Here is a 24,674-nt window from a genome sequence, read left to right on the forward strand (position 1 = left end):
TTACAGAGAAAATAAATCGTCTTATCGCTTTTTTAAAGAGGAAAGTCCGAACAACAAAGAGCATCGTGCTTCCTAACGGGAAGGGAGATTATTCATAATCTTACAGATAGTGCCGCAGAAAATTACCGCCTTTCGGGGTAAGGGTGAAAAGGCGAGGTAAGAGCTCACCGCTATTTTGGTGACAAAATAGGCATAGGTAAACCTCACGAGTTGCAAGATCAAATAGGCTGGCTGTCGAAAGACAAAAGGGTTGCTCGTCCGATGTCAGCGGGTAGATTGCTAGAGGTGAACAGTGATGTTCATCCAAGATAAATGATAAGAAGGCTTTATAGCTTACAGAATTCGGCTTATAGATTTATTTTCTCTATTTCTTTTACTTGGAAATTCTATCCAAAATCATTAATTTCGCAAACATTTTTATAAACTCGAGGGACGAGATCCCTCATAACCCAACAAATAATGGCTGTTAAAATCAGACTAGCGCGTCGTGGACGCAAGAAATTGGCAATTTTTGACTTAGTTGTAGCAGATGCTCGTGCACCTCGCGACGGTCGTTTTATTGAGAAAATTGGTACGTATAACCCAAATTCAAATCCTGCTACTATCGTCTTGAACGATGCACAAGCACTTAAATGGGTGATGAATGGAGCTCAACCAACGGATACAGCAAAAGCAATTTTGTCTTACCGTGGTATTTTATACAAGAAACACTTACAAGTAGGTGTGATTAAAGGTGCTATTACACAAGAGCAAGCAGACGCTAAGTTTGAAGCTTGGAAAACAGAAAAAGAGACTAAGATTCAAACTAAGTCTACTAACATCCAAGATTCTAAAGATAAGTCTAAAGCTACTCGTTTAGCAGCTGAAGCTAAGGTTTCTGCCGCTCGTGCTGAAGTTATTGCAGCAAAAAATAAAGTAGAAGATGAGGCTTTAGTAGCAAGTGTTGTAGAAGCTATCAATGAAAGTGATGATGATGCAGCTGAAGAAGTAGATGAAACTGTTGTAGCTGAAGTAGCTGCAGAAGAGGCTCCTGCTGCTGAAGAAGCACCAGCAACAGAAGAAGCTGCTCCTGAAGCAGAAGCTCCTGCTGCAGAATAATTTTTAAATTCATTTAAAATCATACAAATTTGATATTCAGATTTGTATGATTTTTTTTTGTACCTATGGCAGCAACAGAATATTTTGAATTAGGGACGCTTTCTAAACCACATGGTATCAAAGGGGCCTTTCACGTTTATTTAGATGTGGATGATCCAGAGGAATATGAGGATTTAGATGCTGTATTCCTTCAACTCGGAAATGAAATGGTTCCCTATTTTATCACCGATTTGCAAATAAGATCCAACCTGAACTTGATGAGTTTAGAGGGGATTGAAACGGTGGATGCTGCCAAAGAATTGGTTGGAGTCAAATTATTTTTACCGGTTTCGATGTTGCCCAAGTTAAAGGATAATCAATTCTATTATCATGAAATTGTGGGATATCAAGTAGTTGATAAAAATCATGGGACCTTAGGAACGGTAAAAGAAGTTTATTCCACAGGAGCCCAAGATGTATTGGTTATGACTTATCAATCGAAAGAAGTATTAATTCCGTTAATGGATGAAATCATACCTAAAGTCGACAAGAAGAATAAATTGATACATAGTATTTTACCCGATGGCCTTTTAGAAGTTTATTTAGATGATGCGAATTGATATCATATCGGTTGTACCAGCATTGATGCAAAGTTTTTTTGAGCATTCAATTTGTAAACGAGCCAGTCAAGCGGGTTTGGTATCCATACATTTGCATGATTTACATGATTATTCCTCTAAGAAATTTAGACAAGTAGATGATTATCCATTTGGAGGAGGAGCGGGTATGGTGATAGCGGTAGAACCTCTTTCTACTTGTTTGGATAATTTAATGTCAGAAAGAACATATCAAGAGATCATATTTCTTACGCCGGATGGAGAAACCTTTCAACAAGGTTTGGCGAATCAATTGAGTATGGCCGAGAATCTTTTGTTTATTTGTGGCCATTACAAAGGTATTGATGAGCGAATTCGAGAAAAATATGTCACCAAAGAAATATCTATTGGTGATTATGTCTTGTCTGGTGGTGAAATTGCAGCTGCGGTTTGTGCAGATGCCATCATTCGTTTGATACCTGGTGCCATAAGTGATGAAAGTTCAGCGCTCACCGATTCGTTTCAAGATGGATTATTAGCTCCTCCAGTTTATACACGTCCTGCAAGTTTTAAAGGGATGGATGTACCTGAAGTATTATTATCAGGTCACGAAAAGAAAATTGAGGCTTGGAGAAATGAGCAATCAGTAAAACGAACACAAGCTAGAAGGCCTGATTTATTACAATAGATATGCAGAAAAAAGGTACTATGAGCATGCCAGCTATCATTGCCTTAGGCGTGCTATATCTTATTTGGGGTTCTACATTTTTAAGTGTGCGGATTTTAATTGATTATTTTCCTCCCTTGTTTATATCCTATGGTCGAAATTTCACGGCTGGTTCTTTATTATTGCTTTGGTCTATTTTAGGGAAGCATTGGGTGAAAATGCCAAGAAAACACTTTCAGGTGCATGTGATGGCCGGTTTATTGTTTATTACCATCAATAATGCCTCTTTGGCCATAGCTAGTGCCATCGTTCCTTCTGGATTTTCGGCTGTTTTTATGGCACTAGGTCCTTTACTTCTAGTAATCTTTTTTTGGCTTGAAGGAGTTAAGCCTAGTTTTAAAAAGATGATAGCCACCTTATTAGGACTTATCGGTATCGTATTGATGAGTTCCCAAAAAGGTTTATCCATTCCAGGGAAATCTGATGAGTTTTATATTGGGATTTCTCTTCTCTTGGGCGCTGCTTTAGCTTGGAATATTGCCGTATTTCGTGTTCAATCCACCAAAGCTAATAGCTATCATTTTACCCAAGTATGTGCTATTCAAATGATTTCAGGTAGTATACCTTTGATTTTCATCAGTACTCTTAAAGGGGATTTGGCATTATTGCATTTTGATCAAGTTCCCATGAATGCCTGGGCTGTATTCCTGTATTTAACATTGATTGGATCCTTAGCCGGTTTTTCTATTTTTGGTTATTTGTCCAAAGAATGTGATGCAGCTACAGTAGCAACATTTACCTATGTGAATCCTGTAGTTGCTTTGATTTTGGGTAATTGGGTTTTAAATGAAGAGCTACATCCCATTTTATTATTTGCCAGTTTTTTCATACTATTGGCAGTCGTTTTAATTACTACCGATAAAACTAAACCTGTTATTAAGTCATGAAAAAAATCGTACTGATTCTTTTATCCATTGTTAACTTATCTTTTTGTCTAATGGCTCAAGGTCCCCAAGCTCTTTATCCAGGAGCAGTTCCCAATTACATTGATGGTCCAAACGAGCAAAATTTAGCCGTTACGAATGGAATTTCTAGAATAGCAAAAGTAACTATACCAACCTATCAATTTTATTCAGCAGGCCCAGGTGCTAATAAACCATGCGTCATAGTTTGTCCTGGTGGCGGTTATGGAATTTTAGCTTCATCACATGAAGGTTCTGATATTGCAAAAAAATTCAATGAAAAAGGAATCCATGCATTAGTACTTTTTTACCGTTTGCCAGATGCAAAAAGACAAATTGATAAGCGTATAGCCCCTTTGCAAGATGCTCAACAAGCCATTCGTGTAACTCGTCAGCATGCTGCTGAATGGGGGATAGACCCGAAGAAAATTGGTATCATGGGCTTTTCAGCAGGAGGACATCTTGCAGCTAGTGTAGCCACTCATTTTAATAAGGATTATACGGGAATGAATGATGGAGCTAATTTGCGTCCTGATTTTCAAATATTATTATACCCAGTTATTAGTTTTCGTTCTTTTGGGCATCAAGGCTCAGCCAAGAATTTAATTGGGCCAGAGATGACTGCTGAGGATTTGCATCTGTTTTCTAATGAAGAACAAGTGACTTCCCAAACACCACCTGCTTTTTTAGTGCATGCAGCAGATGACAAAGCGGTTCCAGTAAAAAATTCTTTATTGTATGTGGAAAAACTAAGCGACCTTAATATTTCCAGTGACTTACATGTTTATGCCAAAGGCGGACATGGTTTTGGTCTAAATAATAAAACTACAAGCGACGATTGGTTTGAAAGTTTAGTTAAATGGTTTAAAACTCAATCTTTACTTTGATTTCTTTTCATTACATAATAGAAAGGCACGCCTGAAAGCACAAGACCTAATCCTATGGTCGAAGAAAGTGTTTTTACATATAATAAATTGGCTGAAATGGCCACGAGGATTATTAGGTAAATAGCTAATAATAGTTTGTTGGAATTACTTAATAATCCTTTGGAAATCTTTTCCTTATACAAGGATAATACTGTCAAGAAATAGAAAAGTAAGATTGCAAAGACCGTAAAGTCCAATAAGGTACCGTAACCCCCTGAGAAACATAAGAGTATTGCCCAAACTCCTTGAATAACAAGAGAATAGGAGGGTGCGCCGTTTTTATTTAAATAGGCAGCTTTAGCAAAAAATAGTTTGTCTTTTGCCATAGCTTCAAAAAGTCGGCCACCAGCCAATATAATACCATTATTACATCCAAAAGTTGATATCATAATAAATACAGCCATTAAGGTAGCTCCTATAGTTCCAAATACACTTTGGAGTGCAGCTGAGCCTAGTCTGTCCTGACTAGCAAACATGATACCTCGTTCATAAGCTGTGGAACCATTGGGATCACCATCTAAAGGTAAAATACCTAAATAAGCTATGTTGGTTAAGATATAGAGAAGACATACTAGCGCAGAACCATATACCAAGCCTTTTGCAATTGTTTTTTGTGGATCTTCAAAATCTTGGCTAGCAAAGGTGACATTGTTCCAGGCGGATGAAGAAAATAAAGGACCAATCATGGCAACGCCGAATAAACTAGCTAATGTGAATGTATCGATTGGGATTAACTGCTGACTGGAAGTATCAAACATTTTTACTTCTCTAAAAAATTGATCAAAATGCAACCAATCATTTTGAAAGCCAACATAAAAACCAATGAAGATTAAAACGATGATAGCTCCAATTTTGGTGAATGTAAATAGGTTTTGAATGAATGAGGCAAAGGATATTCCTTTTAAATTGAAGTAAGTAAGTAGTGCGATTAAAGCTGCTGCTAAAAGTTGTTGACTATTGATGTAATTAAATAAAACAGCATTTTCATTAATCACATTAGGAAACAAAAAGCCAGTATACTTAGCAAAAGCTACGGCAACAGCTGCAATGGTCCCTGTTTGTATAACAAGAAATGTTGTCCATCCGAATAAAAAACCCGTCATGGGGGAATAAGCTTCTTTTAGATAGATGTATTGTCCGCCAGTTTGGGGAAAAAGAGTCGAAAGTTTACCGTAGGCATAGGCTCCAGTGATAGTTAAAAAACTGGTTAGTATCCAGGTTCCCAGCCACATATATGGACTGGATATTTGTCGGGCTACTTCTGAACTTACCAAGAAAATACCTGAGCCTATCATGGATCCCATGACCAGCATAGAGGCGTCCAAGGTGTTTAATTTTTTAATTTGTTGATTCATTTTGTTAGGAAAACTTAAAAATAGTCAATTTTTAGTTTTTGGTATTTTTTTGGTAGAAATATTAATTAGTTCATTTTTTGACCCAGTTTTTCCTTTTTTTTTGAAGGTCAAAAATTGTAAACGTTTACGTAAACGTTTACGGAAAAAAATTAAAGATTTTCATTGAATTATTATAATTCCTATATCTATATTGGTTTCACTCATGAAATAAAATGGAGTAAAATTTAATTACTACTTACAATAGTCCAATTAATCAGAATACCAATGAAACAAAGCATTAATGAGGTGGAAGTTTGGGATCAATTCAGAAATGGAAACCATCAAGCCTTTACTTGTCTTTATCAGCATTTTGTACAGCCTTTATATTCGTATTCCATGGGGATAACTAGTGATAAGGAATTAATCAAAGATTGTTTGCATGATTTATTTGTAGAACTATGGAAAAATCATGCTAGCCTAGGACCGACTACTAGCGTGAAATTTTATTTGATGGCTTCTATTAAGCGTAAGTTAGTACGTCACTTAGATGGCCAATTAAAAAATGCTCAGCATCATGCTAATTATTATTTGGAAACTGCTGATAGAGATAATAGCCAGGAATATATGATGATTCGAATGGAAGATGAATTAGCAACCAACAAACAATTATCTCAGTGCTTGTTGAAATTAAGTAAAAGACAAAGAGAGGCAATCTCCTTAAAGTTTTATCATAATATGGATACGGATCAAATCAGCCAATCCATGAAAATCAATCCACAATCTGTGTACAATTTAATATTTGGTGCTTTACGTCAAATGAAAGAATTGATGGTGTATGAAAATGTAGCTTTTTAAATGAAAATGAGTAAAAAGTATTTTTTATTTACTTTACATAGTAATTGTACAAAAAATACTTTAAATGATACATAAAAATGGAAAGGATCAACGAAACTTAAGCCAGTTAATGCGTATACGCATTAGTAAATTTTTAATTCGATTTTCTAGAAATACCTGGAACCAATCTAGAAAGTCTAACAACCCTAAGGTCCAGTTAACTCCTGATGAGAGCAAGGCATTATGGAGTCGGATACAAAATACTTTGCACTCTTATTAACTTATTATTTTAGAACAAATGAGAAAAAAATTACTTTCAAAGTTCCTATTAAGCATGATATTTGTTTTTTTGGGAATTCAATTGTTTGCTCAAGATCGTTCCATCTCAGGAAAAATTACTTCTGCTGAGGATGGTTCGGGGATACCTGGAGTATCTGTTTTAATCAAAGGAACAAAAACAGGTACTTCTTCTGATGCTAATGGAAATTTTAAAATTTCTGCATCTTCTTCAGCTGTATTGGTTATTTCTTCAGTTGGTTATTTGCCGCAGGAGGTTCCTGTCGGTTCCAAGACTCAAATTGACGTTAAACTTACGGCAGATAATACTTCATTAAGTGAAGTTGTAGTTGTGGGTTATGGTACTCAGAAAAAGAGTCAAATGACTGGAGCTATTTCATCTGTTGGTGCTAAAGAAATTTCTGAATTGCCTGTTACCAATGCTCGTCAAGCTTTACAAGGTAGAGCGGCTGGTGTTGATGTGGTTCAACCTGGTTCTAAGCCTGGTGCGGGTCCACAAATCCGTATTCGTGGTAGAAGATCTTTCAATGCTTCCAATGATCCTTTGTATGTAGTAGATGGTATTCCTTTATCAGGAGGTATTGATGATATTAATCCATCTGATATTACATCGATGGAAGTATTAAAAGATGCTTCTGCTACAGCTATTTATGGTTCTAGAGGTGCAAATGGTGTAGTTATTATTAGTACAAAAAGAGGAAAAGCTGGTAAAACAGTAGTTTCAGTAGATTCATATTATGGTGTAAATCAGCAGTTGGGTACTATTCAAGTAATGAATGGTGCTGAATTTGCTGAATATAAGCGTGAATCTCGTCGTGCTGTGGGACAATATCCACTTGGTGCGGGTACTGCTACTGATGATGCTAAGATTTTTGAACCACGCGAATTAACTAGTATAGCTACTGGTAGAAGTACAGATTATGTAGGAGGTATGTTGCGTGCAGGTGCTATTCAAAGCCATCAAGTTTCTGTATCTGGAGGGTCTGAGAAAACTACTTTTAATATTTCTGCCAATTATTTCAATGATATTGGTGTAGTTAAGATGCAAGATTTTACACGTTATACTTTCCGTGTAAACCTAGATCATCAGATTAATGACAAGATTAAGATTGGTTTATCTACTTTAGTGGTCAATAGTTTGCGCAATGGTGAAAACTTAAATATTTTGGGAGGTGCCATGCAGGAAAACCCTTTGGGAGAGCCTTATGATGCTAATGGTAATTTAGTGTTTCTTCCAACCAATGATGGTTTAAGAACGAACCCATTTTCTGAAATTGTTCCAGGTGCCAACATTGATGAAAATAAACGTTTTAGAACATTCAACAGTCTTTATGGCGAATGGAATATTGCTAAAGGTTTGAAATATCGTGTAAATTTTGGTCCAGACTTAACTATTGGCCGTGCCGGTAGATTTATTGGTGCATTTACCAATAATAACCGTGGTGGTAATGCTAACGGAAGTATTAGTGAGCAGTTCTTATTTAATTGGACTTTGGAAAATGTGATCACTTATAACCGTAAGTTTAAAGATGTACACAACTTGAATTTTACAGGTTTACAATCTATTCAACGTGATCGCGATGAGCGTACTTCAATTTCTGTAAATGGTATTCCAGCTGAATCGGAATCTTATCACCGTTTAGGAGATGCTAGTCAGATTACTGGTGCTAATACGGATTTAATTGAATGGACATTACTTTCCTACATGGGTCGTTTGAATTACGATTATAAAGAAAAGTATTTAATTACTGCGACTTTACGTGCTGACGGTTCATCTCGTTTTGGTGCGAATACTAAATTCGGACTTTTCCCTTCGGTAGCGGTTGGTTGGAATATGTCAGAAGAGCCTTTTATCAAGGATATCACTGCCATTGATCAGTTGAAATTACGTGCAAGCTGGGGAGCCATTGGTAATCAAGCGATTACGCCATATCAAACACAGGCTTTGTTGGGTAGAACCGCTTATGCATGGGATAATGCGGCAGCCTATGGTTACCGTCCAAATACCATCGGAAACCCAGATTTGCGTTGGGAAACATCTACTACGAAAAACGTAGGTTTAGATTTTAGTTTCTTGCGTGGAAGAATTTCGGGTACAGCTGAATATTATGTAACCAATACAACTAATTTATTGGCTCCTCAGCCACTTCCAACTTCGATTGGTTTTGGTGGATTCACTACTAACGTTGGAGAAACTCAAAATACGGGACTTGAATTGACTTTGTCTTCTGTCAATGTTGACAAAGGAGGTTTTAATTGGACAACTGATTTAATTTTTAATAGAAATAGAGAATCAATTATTGAATTAGCAAACGGAAAAGTTGATGATGTCGGAGCGGGTCGTTTTATTGGACAACCTTTAAGTGTATTCTTTGACTACAAAAAAATCGGTATCTGGCAAACTTCAGAAAAAGATGAGGCTGCTAAATACGGTGATAAAGTAGGTCAAATCAAAGTTCAAGATTTTAATAATGACGGAAAAATTAACGCAGATGATCGTCAAATTTTAGGATCTGCTGTGCCTTCGTTTACTGCTGGATTAACTAACCGTTTCTCCTACAAAGGATTTGATTTATCTTTCTTTGTTTTCGCTCGTGTTGGACAAATGATTCGTAGCCGTTTTCATGATAACGTGAATCAATTGGCTGGTCGTTACAACAACTTATCATTGAATTATTGGACACCTAATAATCCAACTAATGAGTTCCCTCAACCTGTTGTAACACAAGAATTCCCTAAATATGGTAGTGCTTTGACCTATTTTGAAGGATCTTTCTTTAAGATTAGAAACATCAATATTGGTTACAATATTCCTGAATCAGTAGCTAAAAAATGGAAGATGGAAAGCATTCGTGTATATGCAAGTATCCAACAACCTTTGATTTTAGCTGAGTACCGTCAGAAATACAAGGGTATTGACCCTGAAACTTATGTTGATGGTGAGCAAGGAGTTGGCGGTGGTGAGGTAAATACCAACGTTTCACCGGCAACTAGTGTATTAACATTCGGTGTAAATCTTAAATTTTAACTATTATTTCAAATATAGATAGATATGAAAAGCTTTAAATTATTTAAAAAAATAAGTTTTTTAGCAAATTTAGGATTGATTGGAACTTTAGGATTAGGTTTACAATCTTGTAATGATTTGCTAACAGAAAATGTTGTTTCGCGTATTGGTAATGATTATATCAATACAGCCAAAGGATTGAATGATGCAACTAGTGCTGCTTATTCCACCATGAGATCATGGTATGGAACAGAGCGCGGTATGAATTTAACAATTTTTGGTACGGACTCTTACACTAATGGTGCTGATGGTAGCTGGAAATTTATGAATACGTACACAACGGATTTTGATACCAGAAATGGTTTATTGGCTGAAATTTGGAATGATTTTTACCAAGGTATCAACACTTGTAATGCCATTATTGAACGTGCTCCTACAGTAACAGGTTTGGCTGAAAGTGTTAAGAAGCAGCGTGTTGCAGAAGCTAAATTTATTCGTGCTCATCATTATTTCATTTTCACCCAATTATTTGGAGGTGTGGATCTTCGTTTAAAAGAAACATTGGCTCCTACGAAAGTTGTGAAAAGAAGTACTGTTGCCGAACAATACGCGCAAATTATCAAAGATTTGAATGAGGCTATCCCAGATTTAGAAAATAAATCTAGATCCGCTGATTATGGTCGTGCCACTCGCGCAGCTGCGGAGCATCTTTTAGGAAGGGTTTATTTAACCAAGGCTACTTCATCTGCTAAAGCTGGAGATGATTATGCCAAGGCAATCGCCAATTTTAAAAATGTGATAGCTAACTATGGATTAACTTTATTACCCAACTTCGCGGACGTCCACAAGCAAGGAAACGAAATGAATAATGAGGTAATTTGGTCAATTCAATATACCAGAGATCCATTAACTAATGCAGGTGGAAATAATGCCCACGTATTTTTTGGTATGGAGTATGATGTATTACCAGGAATGCAAAGAGATACGGAAAATGGTCGTCCATTTAAGCGTTATATGCCAACGAAATATACTTTAGATGTTGTTTTTAACAACAGAGATGTGGATAGTCGTTATAAGAAAACATTTAAGGATACATACTACTCTAACAAGCCAGGTACATATAATACGAGCTTTGATTTAACGAAAAAGACAGTTACGTTTGCTTTGGGTGATACGGCTATTTTCTTACCAGGTTATGAAATGTCTGACTCTGAACGTGCCAAGAAGAAATATCAAGTATTAGTGCCTTCACGTTATGATGAGCGTATTTTCCCTGCCATTAATAAGCACTTTGATGGAGGCCGTGTGGATAGAACGCAGTTTGAAGGTGGTCGTGATTTTATTGCTTTCCGTTTAGCTGATACGTATTTAATGTTAGCAGAAGCTCAATATTTTTCTGGCCTAAAAGCTGATGCTGCGGCTAATTACAACATCATACGTCGTCGTGCTGCATGGCCCGGAAAAGAAAATGAAATGGTGGTTAAAGCGGATGATTTAAACATCGAATTCGTTATGGATGAGCGGGAGAGAGAATTAATCGGTGAACAATCCCGTTGGTTGGATTTAGCTCGTTGGGGTAATTTGATAGATCGTGTTAAAAAATACAATCCTCAAGCAGCACCATTTATTAAAGCTCACCATGTGTTAAGACCTATTCCTCAATTACAAATTGACCGAGCAGAAGGTACTTCCACAGGATTCCCACAAAATCCAGGCTATTAATGTCAATTTGATTTTGTTATTTTGTAAAATTCCGAGGAGTCATTCTCGGAATTTTACTTTAAACTTATTTTTATGAAAAAATTATTTTTAATTCTATCAACTTGCCTTGCCTTTCAGGTAAGTGCTCAAAACCAGTCGGTTAGCTTTAAGAAAAACGATGCTGAGAAGAAAATTGATGTCTTAGTTGGCGGTAAATACTTCACATCTTACTTTTTCCCTGGAGAAGCCATTTTGAAAAAAGCGGTTCTTTTTCCTATTCTTAGTGCAAAAGGAAGTACCATTACTCGTGGTTATCCTGTAGCTATTCGTCCGGGAGAGCGTACAGATCACCCGCACCACGTGGGGATGTGGTTAAATTATGAGGATGTCAATGGTTTTGACTATTGGAATAATTCCAATAATATTTCAGATGGAATGAAAAGCCATAAATTTGGAACCATAGTTCATGAGCAAGTATTGAACATGAAACCAGGTAAAGAAAAAGGAGAATTAGCCGTGTCTGCGACTTGGATAGATAGTGATGGAAAAGGAGCCAAAGTATTAGCTGAGAAAACTTCCTATGCTTTTTCAGGTACTTCTGATGTACGTGTTATTGATAGAATTACCACTTTAACAGCCTTAGCTGAAACAGTGTTATTTAAAGATGTTAAAGATGGAATGTTTGCTATTCGTGTAGCTCGTCAATTAGAGATACCTTCTAATAAACCCGATATTTTCACGGATGCACATGGTGTAGAGACTAAGGTGCCAGTATTGGATAATACAGGTGTAAGTGGCGATTATGAAAGTAGTGAAGGAATTACAGGTGAGAAAGTTTGGAGTACACGTGCTAAATGGATGAATTTGAAAGGAGTTTTGGATAATCATCCTATTAACATTGCTATTTTAGATCACCCTGCCAACGTAAGTTATCCAAGTTATTGGCATGCTCGAGGCTATGGATTATTTGCAGTAAATCCATTAGGTGCCAAAGTATTTAGTAATGGAAAGGATGAACGAAATTTGACTTTGAAAAAAGGGGAATCCGTTACTTTTAGATATAGAACAGTCATTGCGGATAAGCAATTGACTAAGGATGTTTTAGATAAGATGCAAGCAGATTTTGCGAAGCAAGTAAAATAGACTATTTCTATTTCACGAAAAATCTGTATTTTTGCAGCGTATCAGGGGCTCTTTGAGCCCCTATTTATTTGATTTTATGAAGCTACAATTTTTAGGTGCGGCCAAACAAGTGACAGGAAGTATGTATTTACTTGAATTGGAAGATGGCTTTAAGATTTTGATTGATTGTGGTACAGATATGGAGCGGGAGATTGATTTCGATGAGCCCTATGAAAGCAAAGCATTTTTTCCATTTGATGCCTCTCTAATAAATTTAGTCATTCTTACTCATGCCCATATTGACCATTCAGGTAATATCCCTATGTTGTATCGTGAGGGTTACGAAGGCCAAGTACTTTGTACGCCACCTACTGCTGAGTTAGCAGAATTACTTTTAATGGACTCTGCCAATTTGCATTTAAGAAAACTAAAGGCAGCTCAAGGGGAAAGTCGTAAGAAACATAAGCAAATGGATCGCCTTTTACGCAAAGGAGATCTTTATTTACAGAAGGACGTAGAACATTCGGTCAATCATTTTATAACAATTCCTTTTAGCAAGAAATTCAGAGCTACGGATAATTTAGAAATCACCTTTATTCCTGCTGGTCACTTATTAGGAGCTGCGCACGTACATTTAGGTATTACTGAAAATGGAGTTAAGAAAACCCTTGGATTCAGTGGAGATATTGGAAGGAAAAATTATCCTTTGCATATAGATCCTCAGACTATGCCTGCTTGTGATTATTTGGTTTGTGAAACTACCTATGGTAATCGTATCCATGAAGACAAAGAAAGTACAAAGAAGGCTTTAGGTGATATCATTAAAGCAACTTGTATTGATAAACCCGGAAGACTAATCATACCTGCATTTTCAGTAGGTCGAACCCAAGCAGTGCTATATACACTCAATCGATTGATCGAAGAAGATCATTTTCCTGCTATTCGTGTATTTACAGATAGTCCAATGGGAAAAAGTTCAACTCGAATTTATACCAAATATTCATCTTACTTGAATCAAGAAGCTAGAGAATTTCAAGCGGATTATGATGAATTATTCGACTTTGATAATTTGAAATTCTTGCAGACAGAGAAAGAAAGTAGAGCAATTAAAAATTACCATGAACCATGTATCATCATTTCTTCTTCAGGAATGATATCCGGTGGGAGGGTAGAGACACATATTGCCGATAATATATCCAATACCTATTGTACCATTTTGTTGATTGGTTATGCGGCTGAAGGTACTTTGGGTAGACAGTTATTAGCTGGAACCGACCATATTCAAGTACGAGATCGTGAATATAAAGTTTATGCTCAAATACGTAAAATTGATGTTTTCTCTGGTCATGCTGATAAACTAGGTCTATTGGATTTCATGAAAGTTCAGAATCCATCAACACTTAAAAAAGTGTTTCTTTCACATGGTGAAGAAGAAAGTATGGTAGAATTCAAAGAAGAGTTAACAAATTTGGGATATCAGGATGTTATTTTGCCTGAAAAGAATCAAACTTTCATTCTTTAATTGATAATTTTACAATTGAAATTAACATCTACTATGAGAACATTATTAGAATTTGAAAAGCCAATTGCTGAATTAGAGCATAAGTTGATAGAAATGCGCAAATTAGCAATTGAAAATAATGTCGATGTCACTGCTACAGTACAATCATTGACAGAAAAAATTCTAGAATTGAAAAAAGAGACATTTTCTAATTTAACTCGTTGGCAACGTGTTCAATTATCCAGACATCCTGATCGCCCTTATACTTTTGACTATATTGAGAAAATGTGTGAAGAGTTCATCGAGATTCATGGTGATCGCTCGGTAGCAGACGATAAAGCCATGGTAGGTGGTTTTGGGAATATTGACGGGGAGTTTTCCGTGATGTTTATTGGTCAACAAAAAGGTCGTAATACCAAACAAAGACAGTATCGTAATTTTGGTATGCCCAATCCTGAAGGTTATCGCAAAGCTTTGCGCCTCATGAAAATGGCGGAGAAATTCAATAAGCCTATTGTATGTTTGATTGATACTCCAGGTGCATTTCCAGGCTTAGAAGCAGAAGAAAGAGGGCAAGGTGAAGCTATTGCTCGAAATATTCGCGACATGTTTATGTTGAAAGTGCCTGTTATTTGCATCATCATTGGTGAAGGTGCATCAGGTGGGGCTTTGGGTATAGCGGTTGGAGATCGTGTCTTAATGATGGAAAATACCTGGTATTCGGTAATTTCTCCTGAATCTTGTTCTTCTATTTTATGGAGATCTTGGAACTATAAGGAACAGGCTGCTGAAGCATTGAAATTAACAGCCAATGATATGGAACAAAATGGTTTGATTGATGGAATTATTCCTGAGCCATTAGGTGGAGCACATTTAGATCCAGAAGCAGCTGCGGCAAAAATGAAAGCAGTCATCAAAGAAGAGTTGAAAAAGCTTTGTGCTATGGATACTCGTGCAAGAATTGATGCACGTATAGATAAGTACGGTAAAATGGGTGTTGTTGTAGAATAAGCATTATGTCTTTAAGCAAGCCATCCCTTCTATTTGATTTAGGTAATGTGCTTTTGCCCATAGATTTAAACAAGACGTACCAAGCTTTTGCTGATTTATCAAGTAAATATTCTGCTGAGGAAGTAAAGGAATTGACTCATAGTCAATCACTTTGGGCAGCATATGAAAGTGGTTTACAAAGCGACAATGAGTTTCGAGATTATCTTAGGGAATCCTTAGATTTATCCTGTACGGATGGTCAATTTGATCAAGCATTTTCTTCGCTCTTGTTGGATTTTCATCCAGGTGTGTATGCATGGTTGGAAAATTTGTCACATCAATATCCACTATTTCTATTGAGTAATACGAGCGCTATCCATGCTCAACATTTCACACAAGTCCCTTTAGGGCCCAAAGGAGAGAATTTATTTTCCTTGTTTCAAAAAGTATATTTTTCATTTGATTTAGGCATGATAAAACCAGATGAAAACATTTATCACCACGTTCTTCAAGATTTATCGTTAAAACCAGAAAATCTTGTTTTTTTTGATGATAATTTTCATAATATTGAATCAGCAAAACGAGTAGGCATTGATGGAGTGCTCATTAATCCTTCGTGTTCTTTAAAACAAATTGACTCCTATTTATTGCAATTATGCTCATAAAATCTGCATTGTTCGACTTATTCTTTAAGGGAATGGGTTGGGAAATGAAAGGAAATATTCCGAGAGATATTCCTAAAAGTATTGTTATCGTTTGCCCGCACGCAACCTGGGTTGATTTTCCTATTGGATTAGGTGTTCGATCCTTATTGAAAATGAAAATCTATTTTTGGGGCAAACAAGAACTTTTCAAAGGTGCTTTTGGTTGGTTATTTCGCTGGTTAGGTGGATACCCTGTTGATAGATCAAAAAATCAAAATTTAGTAAGTGCTATTGTCGATATATATCAAGCAAATACCTATTTCCATGCCGCCTTGGCACCTGAAGGTACACGAAAAGATGTTCAAGAATTAAAAACTGGATTTTATCACATTGCAGTCCAAGCAAATATTCCTATCATCATGGTAGGTTTTGATTATGTAAATAAATGGGTTCATATCAATGATCCATTTTATCCAAGTGGAGATTTTGAGGTAGATAAAAAAGTAATTGCGAATTATTATGCTTCAATTCCTGGTACTCAAAAATCCTGGATTAAAAACTACTTAGCTTGATTAGCCGAAGTAGATTCAAATATCAATTTAGCGGTTTTTTTCGATGCTCCAGCAGGACCAATGATTTGGGCTAACTCATCGTATAGTTTCAATTGATTTTGCTTAGTAATAGAGTTTGGCTCAAGTAATTGTTTAAGCTTAATGGATATATGAGATGCGGTAAATTTAGATTGTATCATTTCAGGGACAGCTTCTTTACCTAAAATGATGTTAACCAGTGATATGAATTTAATCTTCACAAGCAGTTTTGCTAAGGAGTAAAATAGCCAATCTGTTTTATACACTACGATTTGAGGAATTTTAAAGAGGGCTGTTTCTAAGGTAGCGGTTCCTGAAGTAACAATGGCTACTTGAGATACATGTAGTAAATTATAGGTGTCATCGTAAATGACATTTAATTGATAAAACTCGTAAATCGATTTCCATTCTTTTAGTCCTGCCACATAAAAGTGTAAATCGGGAAATTGTGCTTTTAATTCCTGAAAAACGGGCAAAGCAGCTGTTATTTCTTGTTTTCTACTCCCCGCTAATAAAGAAATACATGGTTGTTGAATGGAATTTTCCTCGGTAAAACGTGGATCAGCTTGAAAGCTATCAATGGAATCTTTCAAAGGATTTCCCACATAATGAGTGGATATTCCATGTTCTTCAAATAATGTCTTTTCAAATGGAAAAATAACATACAATTGATCAATCCATTTTTTGATTACCTCTACTCGGCCTTTATTCCATGCCCAAACTTTGGGGGCAATGTAAAACTGGGTGTGAAATCCTTGTAATTTGGCAATTCTAGCCGCTTTTAAATTAAATCCACCATAATCAATGAATATGATGGTATCTGGCTGAAAATCATGTATTTGCTTTTTGAATTTTTGGAATAAACCTTTCAATTTTTGAATGTTCTGTAAAACACCCAATAATCCCATGATGGCAAGTTCTTTATGATGGATAAGTAATTCTGCACCAGCTTCTTGCATATCATCGCCACCCCAAGCTTGAATACTTGCAGAAGGATCCAAAATCAACAATTCCTTGATTAATTTGGAACCGTGTAAATCGCCTGATTTTTCTCCTGCTAGTATAAAATACTTCATTTATATTTCTCCGTAATATTCTACTGAGTTTTTGTTGGTTTCTACCAAATGGATTTTGTGTAATTGCGCACTAGAGGATGATTCTTGAATTTTTGGAGCTAATATCTTCCAAAATTCCATGACCAAGTTTTCACAACTGGCTAATTTACCCGTCATGAAATCTACATCCAAATTGAGGTTTTTGTGATCAACCTTATCAATAATTTCTTTTTTAATCAGTTTTCCCAATTCCTTTAAATCAAACACAAATCCAGTCTCTGGATCCGGATTTCCTTTTACCGTAACGATTAATTCAAAATTGTGACCATGCCAATTTTTGTTGGCACAAGGGCCAAATACTTCTTCATTCTTAGCTTCTGACCAATTGGGATTATAAAGCCGATGAGCGGCATTAAAATGTTCCTTGCGGATGACGTAAACCATTGTTTTCAGTTGTTTAAAGTGAGGGTGTTCTGGGAAAACAATAGCAGAATCACCATTAATTCTGCAAAGGTATGGAATGCTATTGGGATTCTACGTAAATTTGAGGGCTAAATCTATATAATCTATTTAATTATGATCATTGTTACAGGAGCTGCTGGATTCATTGGTAGTTGTTTAATTCAAAAATTGAACGAGTTAAATTTCAATTACATTATCGCAGTAGATGATTTTTCTTTGGAGGAGAAAAACAAAAATTTAATTGGTAAAAAAATCAAGGAAAGAGTTGAAAGAACTCAATTTTTCACATGGCTTGATTCAAATTTTAGGGAGGTGGAGTTTATCTTTCACATTGGTGCGCGTACCGATACAACTGAATTTGATAAGGCGATCTTTGACGATTTAAATGTGCAATATTCTAAGGATATTTGGAATCGTTGTGTCGAGTATCAAATTCCATTGGTATATGCTTCCTCTGCTGCCACTTATGGATTAGGAGAATTGGGATATGATGATGATGAAAGTAAAATTCCAGGTTTAAAGCCATTAAATCCGTATGGAGATTCTAAAAATGACTTTGATATCTGGGCTTTACAACAAGAGAAAAAACCCTTTTTCTGGGCTGGATTGAAGTTTTTTAATGTATATGGTCCGAATGAATACCATAAGGGTCGTATGGCTTCTGTTATTTGGCATGCTTTCCGGCAAATTAATGAAAAGGGGAGTCTAAATTTATTTAGATCTCATCGTCCAGATTATGGTGACGGGGAACAAATGCGAGATTTTATTTATGTAAAGGATTTAATAGATGTATGCATATTCTTTATGGAACATCGCAAAAATTCGGGTATCTATAATTTAGGTACAGGTATTGCCCGTTCCTTCAATGATTTGGGTAAATCAACATTTGCAGCGATGGGTAAAGAAGCGCAAATTAATTACATTGATACACCTATTGATATCCGCGATAAATATCAATATTTTACTGAAGCTAATATGTCAAAATTGCGCAATATTGGTTTCACTCAGCCTTTTCACACCTTAGAAGACGGTGTAAAAGATTACGTTCAAAATTATCTACTTAAGAAGGCTTATTGGTAATTTTTTTATAGGCTTCTTCTATAAATCCTTGGCCATAAGCAATTAACTGTACGTTAGCTGCCAAAAGGCCAAGGATTGCTATGTATAAGTTTTTGGTTTGAATGAATGCATCTATAAAAATACCAAACCAATAGACAAGGAGAAAGCTAGAGAGGCATATTCCTATGCTTGGGAGTAGTAATAAGCTAAAGCCGACAATCAGTATTCCAATCAAATAACAAGCAGGGAAAAAGTGTACCCATTTCAATTCTTGTGGAAAAAACCTTGAGATATTAATTCTAGCCCGGCCAAAGAAATGTAATTGCTTATAAAATTGGACAAAATTGGTTCTTCTTTTATGGTATATAAAGGCATTAGGTAATAATGCAGATGTAAAACCTAAAGACAAACATCGAATACTAAATTCAATGTCCTCACCCATGCGAGTGATTTTGAAACCACCTGTGGCTTCCCATACTTTTCGGGAAATACCCATGTTAAAGCTTCTGGGATGAAATTGTCCACCTATATTCTTTTCTTTACCCCGTATACCTCCCGTGGTGAATAGGCTTGTCATACTAAAACTGATGGCTTTTTGAATGGGAGTGAAGCTAGGATGGTCTTTGTCTGGACCTCCGAATAAATCTATATTTTTTACGCTAATTCCTTTTTCTACTTCTTCTAAATAATTGGCTTCAAGCAGTGCATCTGAATCTAAAATAACAAAAAAATCACCTTTAGCTCTTTCAAATGCATAATTTCGAGCGAAACCTTGTCCTCCGTTTTCTTTAAAATAATAAGCAATATCTAGTCGATTGACATATTTATTGACTATTTCTGAGGAAGAAATTTGTGAGCCATCTTCTACAACAATTACTTCAAAATGAGAATACTCCTGCTGCAGTAAACAGTTTAGTAGTTCATCCAATTCTTGTGGACGATTATAGACAGGAATAATAACACTAAAGAAAGTTCCTTCTTTCATACAGCTAAGAGCTTTTAAAGCTGTTATTAGGCCACAAGTGTTTTTTTCAAAGCTATTCTACTAGCTTGTAAAATATGGTCTAGGTGTGATTGATCAAGCGCGGCTGATAAAAACCAAGATTCAAATTGAGATGGAGGTAAGTACACACCTTGGTTCAACATTTCTCTGAAATACACACCAAATTTAGCTGTATCCGAGGTTTTAGCATCACTGAAATTTTTCACTACTTTGCTAGTGAAGAATAATGTGAACATGGATCCTATTTGGTTAACAAATCCTTCAATCTGTAATTCTTGCAATTGCTGGCGAATTCCATTAGCTAAAAATTCTCCTTTTTTATTTAATTCTTGATAAACTTCAGGGTTCTCTGTGATTAAATTCAACATTGCTAATCCAGCCGAAGTGGCTAATGGATTACCAGAAAGCGTACCTGCTTGATATACCGGTCCAGCTGGAGCAATCAGGTTCATGATTTCTGCTTTTCCTCCATAAGCACCAACTGGTAAACCTCCACCTATGATTTTACCGAGGGTTGTTAAATCGGGTTGGATATGCGTAAGGCCTTGGTAACCTGATGAAGAAAGTCTAAAACCTGTCATCACCTCATCAAAGATTAATAAACTACCATTTGCCTGACACAATTTTTGAATACCTTCTATAAAACCTGGCTCTGGAATTACCAATCCCATATTACCAACAACTGGCTCCAGGATTACTGCTGAAATATCATTAGGATTGGCGTTAAATAGATTTTCTAATGACGCTAAATCATTATAAACAGCAGTTAAGGTATCTTTTGCAGTTGATACGGTAACACCCGGGCTATCAGGAGTACCTAAGGTTGCAACGCCTGATCCAGCTGCAATTAAAAAGGAGTCTCCATGTCCATGATAACATCCTTCAAATTTGATAATTTTATCTCTTTTGGTATAAGCTCTAGCCAATCGAATAGCGGCCATTGTCGCTTCTGTACCAGAATTCACCAATCTCACTTTTTCAATGGAAGGAATCATGGAAACGATTTTTTCCGCGATTAAAACTTCATTATAAGAAGGAGCGCCAAAAGAAAATCCATTGGATAGGGCTTGACGAACAGCATTTTCAATACTTGGATGCGCTTGTCCAAATAGCATAGGTCCCCAAGAACCTATCAGGTCGATATATTCTTTTCCATCCACATCTTTAAGGTAGGCACCTTTCGCTGATTGAATGAATAGGGGTGAACCTCCTACTGATTTAAATGCTCTTACTGGAGAATTAACTCCACCAGGAATAACTTCTTGTGCACGTTCAAAATAGGAAGCACTTAATGAACCCATGACTATTTCTTCTTCTTAGTATTGTTGTTTTTTTGATCCTTTTGATTCTCTTCAATAGCTTTCATTTGAGTTTGAAGGTACTGTGAGAATCGTGATTTTTTAGCTCCACCTCCGGCCGCAATTTTCTTGCGATTTTCATCCAAAAGTCGTTTGATTTTATCTTCATCCACAAATTTGCGAATTGCTAATTGTTGTCCGATAGTTACCAAGTTGGATACGAAATAGTAAAAACTCAAACCCGCAGGGAAGGAGTTCATGACAAACATGAAAATCACTGGCGTTACGTATGCCATCATTTTCATATTGATGGGTTGTCCTGGTTGATCAGGTGTAATTTGGTTGTTATAGTAACCGTATGCCAATTGAGACAAGGTCATCAACAAACAGAATAAACTTACATGTGATCCATAAAAAGGAATAGCAAAGGGTAAATCCAAAACAGAGTCAAAAGTAGAAAGGTCATTTGCCCACCAGAAAGACTCTTGTCGCAGGTTGATTAAGTTGGGAAACAACATAAATACCGCCATAAGCACTGGCATGGTAGCTAAAACAGGCACGCAACCACTTAAAGGATTGACACCCACTTCACCGTATAATTTCATGGTTTCTTGTTGTACACGTGCAGCATCATCTCCGATTTTTTCTTTGATAGCTGCAATTTCTGGCGCTAAAATCCTAGTTTTAGCCATGGACACATAAGACTTATAAGTCAATGGTAATAAGGCGGTTTTGATGATTAAAACCAACAAAACAATTAATAGACCGTAATTGGAAACGATACTTTCCAAGAAATCAAATAAAGGAACAAATACATACCGAGTTATGGGTAATAAGAAGTCATAACTTAGTTTGACATTTTTACCAAAAGACGGCGCTACTTGTTTGATGATGGAATAATCGTTTGGTCCAAAGTAAAATTTGAAACTAGATTTTCCTTGAAGTAAATCTTGTGAAGAAGCAACAATATTGGCATCCAAAGTTTTGATGTTCAATGAATCATTCAAATTGGGTGTGCTACTCAATGCTGCTTTTTGAAATTGGAATCCTTGAGGAATTAAACCAGCAATGAAATATTTCTTTTTGAAAGTAACCCAATCCAATTTTGAGGTAATGTTTTCGGCTTCATTAGCTGATGGATTTTCCGATAAATAATCGAATTCCTCGTCCTCGTGCAACAAATAATTGATGGTTGCTTTTCTTTCTTCTGCAATATCCTTTTCTGTTTGGTGGATATTTTCCTTCCAGTGGATTTGATATTCAGCTCCTAAATCACTTCCTAATGCTTTTGCATCAATTGCATAATTCAGTTCAAATCCTTCCTTAGCTAGACTATACGTTTGCTTGATGATTTTTCCATTCGTTAATGTGCTAGCAAACTCGATACTTTCACCAGACTTATTTACTTGATACATCAAGTCACTAAGTTTAACTTTTTTGCCTGAGATAGGTAGTTCTACATCAAATTGGTCTTTTTTGGCATCAAATAATTTCAAACCAGCTTTTAGCCCTTGGTTATAATTTTTGTAGGATTCGTAATTCTTTAAGGTTACTGAAACGATCTTTCCACCATAATTACTTAATTGAACGGAGATGTCTTTGTTTTCTAATACAAAGGTTTCTTCTTTAATAGCAGCTATCGCTGTATCCAATTTTGCTACTGAGGGAATAGCCTTTGACACTAAAGAATCCACTTTAGGTCCTTTTGAACTTGCTTTAACACTGGTTTCACTCTTAATCGGTTCTTTGGGAGCAAAGAAGTATTGATAGCCTAATAACATGGCTAAAATCAATACAATACCAGTAACTGAATTCCTATCCATAAGATATATCTAAATACTATTTTGAATTTTTAATAAAAGGAACAGCATGTTGGTATGCTGCTTTAACAAAATGAACAAACAGGGGAGAAGGTGCTTCTACAGTTGATTTATACTCTGGGTGAAATTGAACTCCCACAAAAAATGGATGGTTCGGTAATTCAACTATCTCCACCAAATTACTATCAGGATTTAATCCTGAAGTTACCATTCCAGCCTGATGAAACTGATCTAAAAATGTATTATTAAACTCATAACGGTGTCTATGGCGCTCCTGAATGGAAGTCTTACCATAAATTTTATGAGCCAATGTGCCTTTTTCAATTTTACAAGGATAAGATCCCAGTCGCATGGTACCACCTTTCTCAGATACTTTTTTCTGATCTTCCATGATATCAATCACGGGATAAGGTGTTTCTGGATTCATCTCAAAGGAATGTGCATCTTCTAAACCGATAACATTACGTGCAAATTCGATCACTGCACATTGCATGCCTAAGCAAATACCCAAGAATGGAATCTTATTTTCACGGGCAAATTTTACTGCATTGATTTTTCCTTGAATACCCCTTTCTCCAAATCCTGGAGCTACCAAAATACCATCTAATCCAGCTAATGTATCTTGTATATTTTCGTCGTCCATGGTTTCAGATGAAATCCATTTCACATTGACTTTAATTTCATTAGCTACACCAGCATGAATGAAGGCTTCTGCAATGGATTTGTATGAATCTTTCAATTCCACATATTTTCCAATGAGACCAATGGATATTTCGAATTTGGGATTTTTAAGCTTCGATAAAAAGTTTTTCCAATTAACTAAATTGGAATCTTTGTCGTTGTAAATATCCAGTTTGTATAAAACACGACTATCCAAACGCTCTTCTTTCATTAATAAAGGAACATCATAAATAGTCTCAGCATCCATAGCCTCAATAACATCTTGCTCTGTTACGTTGCAGAACAAACCAATTTTACGCTTCATTTCTTGAGGTAAAGGATGTTCGGTACGACAAACCAAAATATCAGGTTGAATACCTGACTCAGACAAGGTTTTTACAGAGTGCTGAGTAGGTTTTGTTTTTAGTTCACCCGCAGAGCTCAAATATGGAATTAAGGTTAAATGAATAAAGAGCGTGTTTTTTTCTCCTAAATCCCATTTTAATTGTCGAGCTGCCTCGATAAATGGTAAAGATTCAATATCCCCCACACAGCCACCAATTTCGGTGATTACAATATCAAATTTCCCAGTTTCGCCTAAGAGCAAAATATTTCTTTTGATTTCATCTGTGATGTGAGGAACAACCTGAACGGTCTTACCTAAATAATCTCCTCTTCTTTCCTTAGTAATTACATTATGGTAAATTCTACCGGTAGTAATGTTATTAGCCTGACTAGTAGGCGTATTTAAGAAACGTTCATAGTGGCCTAAATCTAAATCGGTTTCGGCACCATCATTGGTGACATAACATTCCCCGTGTTCATAGGGATTTAATGTACCTGGATCAATATTGATGTATGGATCGAATTTTTGGATGGTACAGCTTAATCCTCTAGCCTGTAAAAGCTTGGCTAATGAAGACGCTATGATGCCTTTACCTAATGAAGAAGTTACTCCACCCGTAACGAAAATGTACTTTGATTTCTTTGTGGTCCCTTTACCTGACATTGGGAATTTGTTTGTTTGGTTACGGGAAACAAAGATAGCAATAAAAGGCACACCGAATTA

The 24,674-nt window shown here is 36.2% G+C and carries 21 protein-coding genes and 1 other RNA gene; 15 read left to right on the plus strand and 7 right to left on the minus strand.

Translation table 11 applies throughout. The features are described 5' to 3' along the window. Positions 1–8 precede the first annotated feature (8 nt). From rnpB to G9H60_RS01160, 6 genes are all read left to right on the plus strand, one after another. Positions 9–366: RNase P RNA component class A (gene rnpB / locus G9H60_RS01135), an RNA gene on the plus strand. A gap of 93 nt (positions 367–459) precedes the next feature. Further along, positions 460–1,098, plus strand: a complete 639-nt coding sequence (locus G9H60_RS01140; protein WP_223142281.1) for a 30S ribosomal protein S16 — start codon at positions 460–462, stop codon at positions 1,096–1,098. A gap of 65 nt (positions 1,099–1,163) precedes the next feature. After that, complete coding sequence (rimM, locus tag G9H60_RS01145; RefSeq protein ID WP_223142282.1) at positions 1,164–1,697, plus strand: ribosome maturation factor RimM; 534 nt, start codon at positions 1,164–1,166, stop codon at positions 1,695–1,697. Next, positions 1,687–2,361 carry a tRNA (guanosine(37)-N1)-methyltransferase TrmD gene (gene trmD / locus G9H60_RS01150; RefSeq protein WP_223142441.1) on the plus strand — a complete coding sequence of 225 codons (675 nt, stop codon included), beginning with the start codon at positions 1,687–1,689 and terminating at the stop codon, positions 2,359–2,361. Before rimM ends, trmD begins: the two co-directional genes overlap by 11 nt. 2 nt (positions 2,362–2,363) lie before the next feature. Then, positions 2,364–3,287 (plus strand): EamA family transporter, encoded by a 924-nt coding sequence (locus G9H60_RS01155; protein WP_223142283.1) that lies wholly within the window; start codon positions 2,364–2,366, stop codon positions 3,285–3,287. Beyond that, positions 3,284–4,189, plus strand: a complete 906-nt coding sequence (locus G9H60_RS01160) for an alpha/beta hydrolase (RefSeq protein WP_223142284.1) — start codon at positions 3,284–3,286, stop codon at positions 4,187–4,189. The genes G9H60_RS01155 and G9H60_RS01160 overlap by 4 nt, the downstream gene beginning before the upstream one ends. On the opposite strand, the gene G9H60_RS01165 is transcribed toward G9H60_RS01160, so the two are convergent. Continuing rightward, the gene (locus tag G9H60_RS01165; RefSeq protein ID WP_223142285.1) at positions 4,174–5,583 is read right to left on the minus strand and encodes an APC family permease; all 1,410 of its coding nucleotides are present in this window, start codon (positions 5,581–5,583) and stop codon (positions 4,174–4,176) included. The genes G9H60_RS01160 and G9H60_RS01165 overlap by 16 nt on opposite strands. A gap of 264 nt (positions 5,584–5,847) precedes the next feature. On the opposite strand from G9H60_RS01165, the gene G9H60_RS01170 reads away from it, so the two are divergent. The 8 genes from G9H60_RS01170 (at position 5,848) to G9H60_RS01205 (ending at position 16,230) form a co-directional block, all read left to right on the plus strand. Further along, a complete protein-coding gene (locus tag G9H60_RS01170; protein WP_223142286.1) occupies positions 5,848–6,417 on the plus strand; it encodes an RNA polymerase sigma factor in 570 nt (189 codons plus the stop codon). Between the two features lie 313 nt (positions 6,418–6,730). Continuing rightward, on the plus strand, positions 6,731–9,721 hold the full coding sequence (locus tag G9H60_RS01175; RefSeq protein ID WP_262899913.1) for a SusC/RagA family TonB-linked outer membrane protein: 2,991 nt from the start codon (positions 6,731–6,733) through the stop codon (positions 9,719–9,721). Between the two features lie 24 nt (positions 9,722–9,745). Then, positions 9,746–11,422, plus strand: a complete 1,677-nt coding sequence (locus tag G9H60_RS01180) for a RagB/SusD family nutrient uptake outer membrane protein (RefSeq protein WP_223142288.1) — start codon at positions 9,746–9,748, stop codon at positions 11,420–11,422. A gap of 72 nt (positions 11,423–11,494) precedes the next feature. After that, positions 11,495–12,544, plus strand: a complete 1,050-nt coding sequence (locus G9H60_RS01185; protein WP_223142289.1) for a DUF6807 domain-containing protein — start codon at positions 11,495–11,497, stop codon at positions 12,542–12,544. A gap of 76 nt (positions 12,545–12,620) precedes the next feature. Further along, the gene (locus G9H60_RS01190; protein ID WP_223142290.1) at positions 12,621–14,045 is read left to right on the plus strand and encodes an MBL fold metallo-hydrolase RNA specificity domain-containing protein; all 1,425 of its coding nucleotides are present in this window, start codon (positions 12,621–12,623) and stop codon (positions 14,043–14,045) included. A gap of 33 nt (positions 14,046–14,078) precedes the next feature. Continuing rightward, positions 14,079–15,035, plus strand: a complete 957-nt coding sequence (locus G9H60_RS01195; protein ID WP_223142291.1) for an acetyl-CoA carboxylase carboxyltransferase subunit alpha — start codon at positions 14,079–14,081, stop codon at positions 15,033–15,035. Positions 15,036–15,040: 5 nt separating this feature from the next. Further along, the gene (locus G9H60_RS01200) at positions 15,041–15,679 is read left to right on the plus strand and encodes an HAD family hydrolase (protein ID WP_223142292.1); all 639 of its coding nucleotides are present in this window, start codon (positions 15,041–15,043) and stop codon (positions 15,677–15,679) included. Next, positions 15,670–16,230 (plus strand): 1-acyl-sn-glycerol-3-phosphate acyltransferase, encoded by a 561-nt coding sequence (locus tag G9H60_RS01205; protein ID WP_223142293.1) that lies wholly within the window; start codon positions 15,670–15,672, stop codon positions 16,228–16,230. Before G9H60_RS01200 ends, G9H60_RS01205 begins: the two co-directional genes overlap by 10 nt. On the opposite strand, the gene lpxB is transcribed toward G9H60_RS01205, so the two are convergent. Further along, positions 16,218–17,324, minus strand: coding sequence for a lipid-A-disaccharide synthase (lpxB, locus tag G9H60_RS01210; RefSeq protein ID WP_223142294.1), 1,107 nt, complete (start codon positions 17,322–17,324; stop codon positions 16,218–16,220). The genes G9H60_RS01205 and lpxB overlap by 13 nt on opposite strands. Next, entirely contained in the window at positions 17,325–17,747 is a 423-nt protein-coding gene (locus G9H60_RS01215; RefSeq protein ID WP_223142295.1) for a 6-pyruvoyl trahydropterin synthase family protein, read from the minus strand. 132 nt (positions 17,748–17,879) lie between these two features. Between G9H60_RS01215 and rfaD the strand changes: the two genes are divergently transcribed. After that, on the plus strand, positions 17,880–18,845 hold the full coding sequence (gene rfaD / locus G9H60_RS01220; protein WP_223142296.1) for an ADP-glyceromanno-heptose 6-epimerase: 966 nt from the start codon (positions 17,880–17,882) through the stop codon (positions 18,843–18,845). Here the strand turns inward: rfaD and G9H60_RS01225 are convergent. Genes G9H60_RS01225 through G9H60_RS01240 form a run of 4 tightly spaced genes read right to left on the minus strand, consistent with a single transcriptional unit; the run spans position 18,826 to position 24,614 of the window. After that, positions 18,826–19,809 carry a glycosyltransferase gene (locus tag G9H60_RS01225; RefSeq protein ID WP_223142297.1) on the minus strand — a complete coding sequence of 328 codons (984 nt, stop codon included), beginning with the start codon at positions 19,807–19,809 and terminating at the stop codon, positions 18,826–18,828. The two genes, rfaD and G9H60_RS01225, sit on opposite strands and share 20 nt — an antisense overlap. 26 nt (positions 19,810–19,835) lie before the next feature. Beyond that, positions 19,836–21,128: a glutamate-1-semialdehyde 2,1-aminomutase gene (hemL, locus tag G9H60_RS01230; RefSeq protein WP_223142298.1), complete on the minus strand. Its 1,293-nt coding sequence runs from the start codon at positions 21,126–21,128 to the stop codon at positions 19,836–19,838. Between the two features lie 2 nt (positions 21,129–21,130). After that, a complete protein-coding gene (yidC, locus tag G9H60_RS01235) occupies positions 21,131–22,948 on the minus strand; it encodes a membrane protein insertase YidC (protein WP_223142299.1) in 1,818 nt (605 codons plus the stop codon). A 16-nt stretch (positions 22,949–22,964) separates the two neighbouring features. Then, positions 22,965–24,614 (minus strand): CTP synthase, encoded by a 1,650-nt coding sequence (locus tag G9H60_RS01240; protein ID WP_223142300.1) that lies wholly within the window; start codon positions 24,612–24,614, stop codon positions 22,965–22,967. Positions 24,615–24,674 lie beyond the last annotated feature (60 nt).

Source organism: Aquirufa aurantiipilula, from assembly GCF_019923745.1.
Taxonomy (GTDB): domain Bacteria; phylum Bacteroidota; class Bacteroidia; order Cytophagales; family Spirosomataceae; genus Aquirufa; species Aquirufa aurantiipilula.

Bases quoted from the DNA above. Each gene is read 5' to 3' on its own strand.
- G9H60_RS01240 (WP_223142300.1), bottom strand. From the start codon at position 24,614: ATGTCAGGTAAAGGGACCACAAAGAAATCAAAGTACATTTTCGTTACG.
- G9H60_RS01170 (WP_223142286.1), top strand. From the start codon at position 5,848: ATGAAACAAAGCATTAATGAGGTGGAAGTTTGGGATCAATTCAGAAAT.
- G9H60_RS01155 (WP_223142283.1), top strand. From the start codon at position 2,364: ATGCAGAAAAAAGGTACTATGAGCATGCCAGCTATCATTGCCTTAGGC.
- G9H60_RS01185 (WP_223142289.1), top strand. From the start codon at position 11,495: ATGAAAAAATTATTTTTAATTCTATCAACTTGCCTTGCCTTTCAGGTA.
- G9H60_RS01215 (WP_223142295.1), bottom strand. From the start codon at position 17,747: ATGGTTTACGTCATCCGCAAGGAACATTTTAATGCCGCTCATCGGCTT.
- G9H60_RS01205 (WP_223142293.1), top strand. From the start codon at position 15,670: ATGCTCATAAAATCTGCATTGTTCGACTTATTCTTTAAGGGAATGGGT.
- rimM (WP_223142282.1), top strand. From the start codon at position 1,164: ATGGCAGCAACAGAATATTTTGAATTAGGGACGCTTTCTAAACCACAT.
- trmD (WP_223142441.1), top strand. From the start codon at position 1,687: ATGCGAATTGATATCATATCGGTTGTACCAGCATTGATGCAAAGTTTT.
- yidC (WP_223142299.1), bottom strand. From the start codon at position 22,948: ATGGATAGGAATTCAGTTACTGGTATTGTATTGATTTTAGCCATGTTA.
- G9H60_RS01175 (WP_262899913.1), top strand. From the start codon at position 6,731: ATGATATTTGTTTTTTTGGGAATTCAATTGTTTGCTCAAGATCGTTCC.
- G9H60_RS01190 (WP_223142290.1), top strand. From the start codon at position 12,621: ATGAAGCTACAATTTTTAGGTGCGGCCAAACAAGTGACAGGAAGTATG.
- lpxB (WP_223142294.1), bottom strand. From the start codon at position 17,324: ATGAAGTATTTTATACTAGCAGGAGAAAAATCAGGCGATTTACACGGT.
- G9H60_RS01160 (WP_223142284.1), top strand. From the start codon at position 3,284: ATGAAAAAAATCGTACTGATTCTTTTATCCATTGTTAACTTATCTTTT.
- G9H60_RS01225 (WP_223142297.1), bottom strand. From the start codon at position 19,809: ATGAAAGAAGGAACTTTCTTTAGTGTTATTATTCCTGTCTATAATCGT.
- G9H60_RS01165 (WP_223142285.1), bottom strand. From the start codon at position 5,583: ATGAATCAACAAATTAAAAAATTAAACACCTTGGACGCCTCTATGCTG.
- G9H60_RS01140 (WP_223142281.1), top strand. From the start codon at position 460: ATGGCTGTTAAAATCAGACTAGCGCGTCGTGGACGCAAGAAATTGGCA.
- rfaD (WP_223142296.1), top strand. From the start codon at position 17,880: ATGATCATTGTTACAGGAGCTGCTGGATTCATTGGTAGTTGTTTAATT.
- G9H60_RS01200 (WP_223142292.1), top strand. From the start codon at position 15,041: ATGTCTTTAAGCAAGCCATCCCTTCTATTTGATTTAGGTAATGTGCTT.
- G9H60_RS01195 (WP_223142291.1), top strand. From the start codon at position 14,079: ATGAGAACATTATTAGAATTTGAAAAGCCAATTGCTGAATTAGAGCAT.
- G9H60_RS01180 (WP_223142288.1), top strand. From the start codon at position 9,746: ATGAAAAGCTTTAAATTATTTAAAAAAATAAGTTTTTTAGCAAATTTA.
- hemL (WP_223142298.1), bottom strand. From the start codon at position 21,128: ATGGGTTCATTAAGTGCTTCCTATTTTGAACGTGCACAAGAAGTTATT.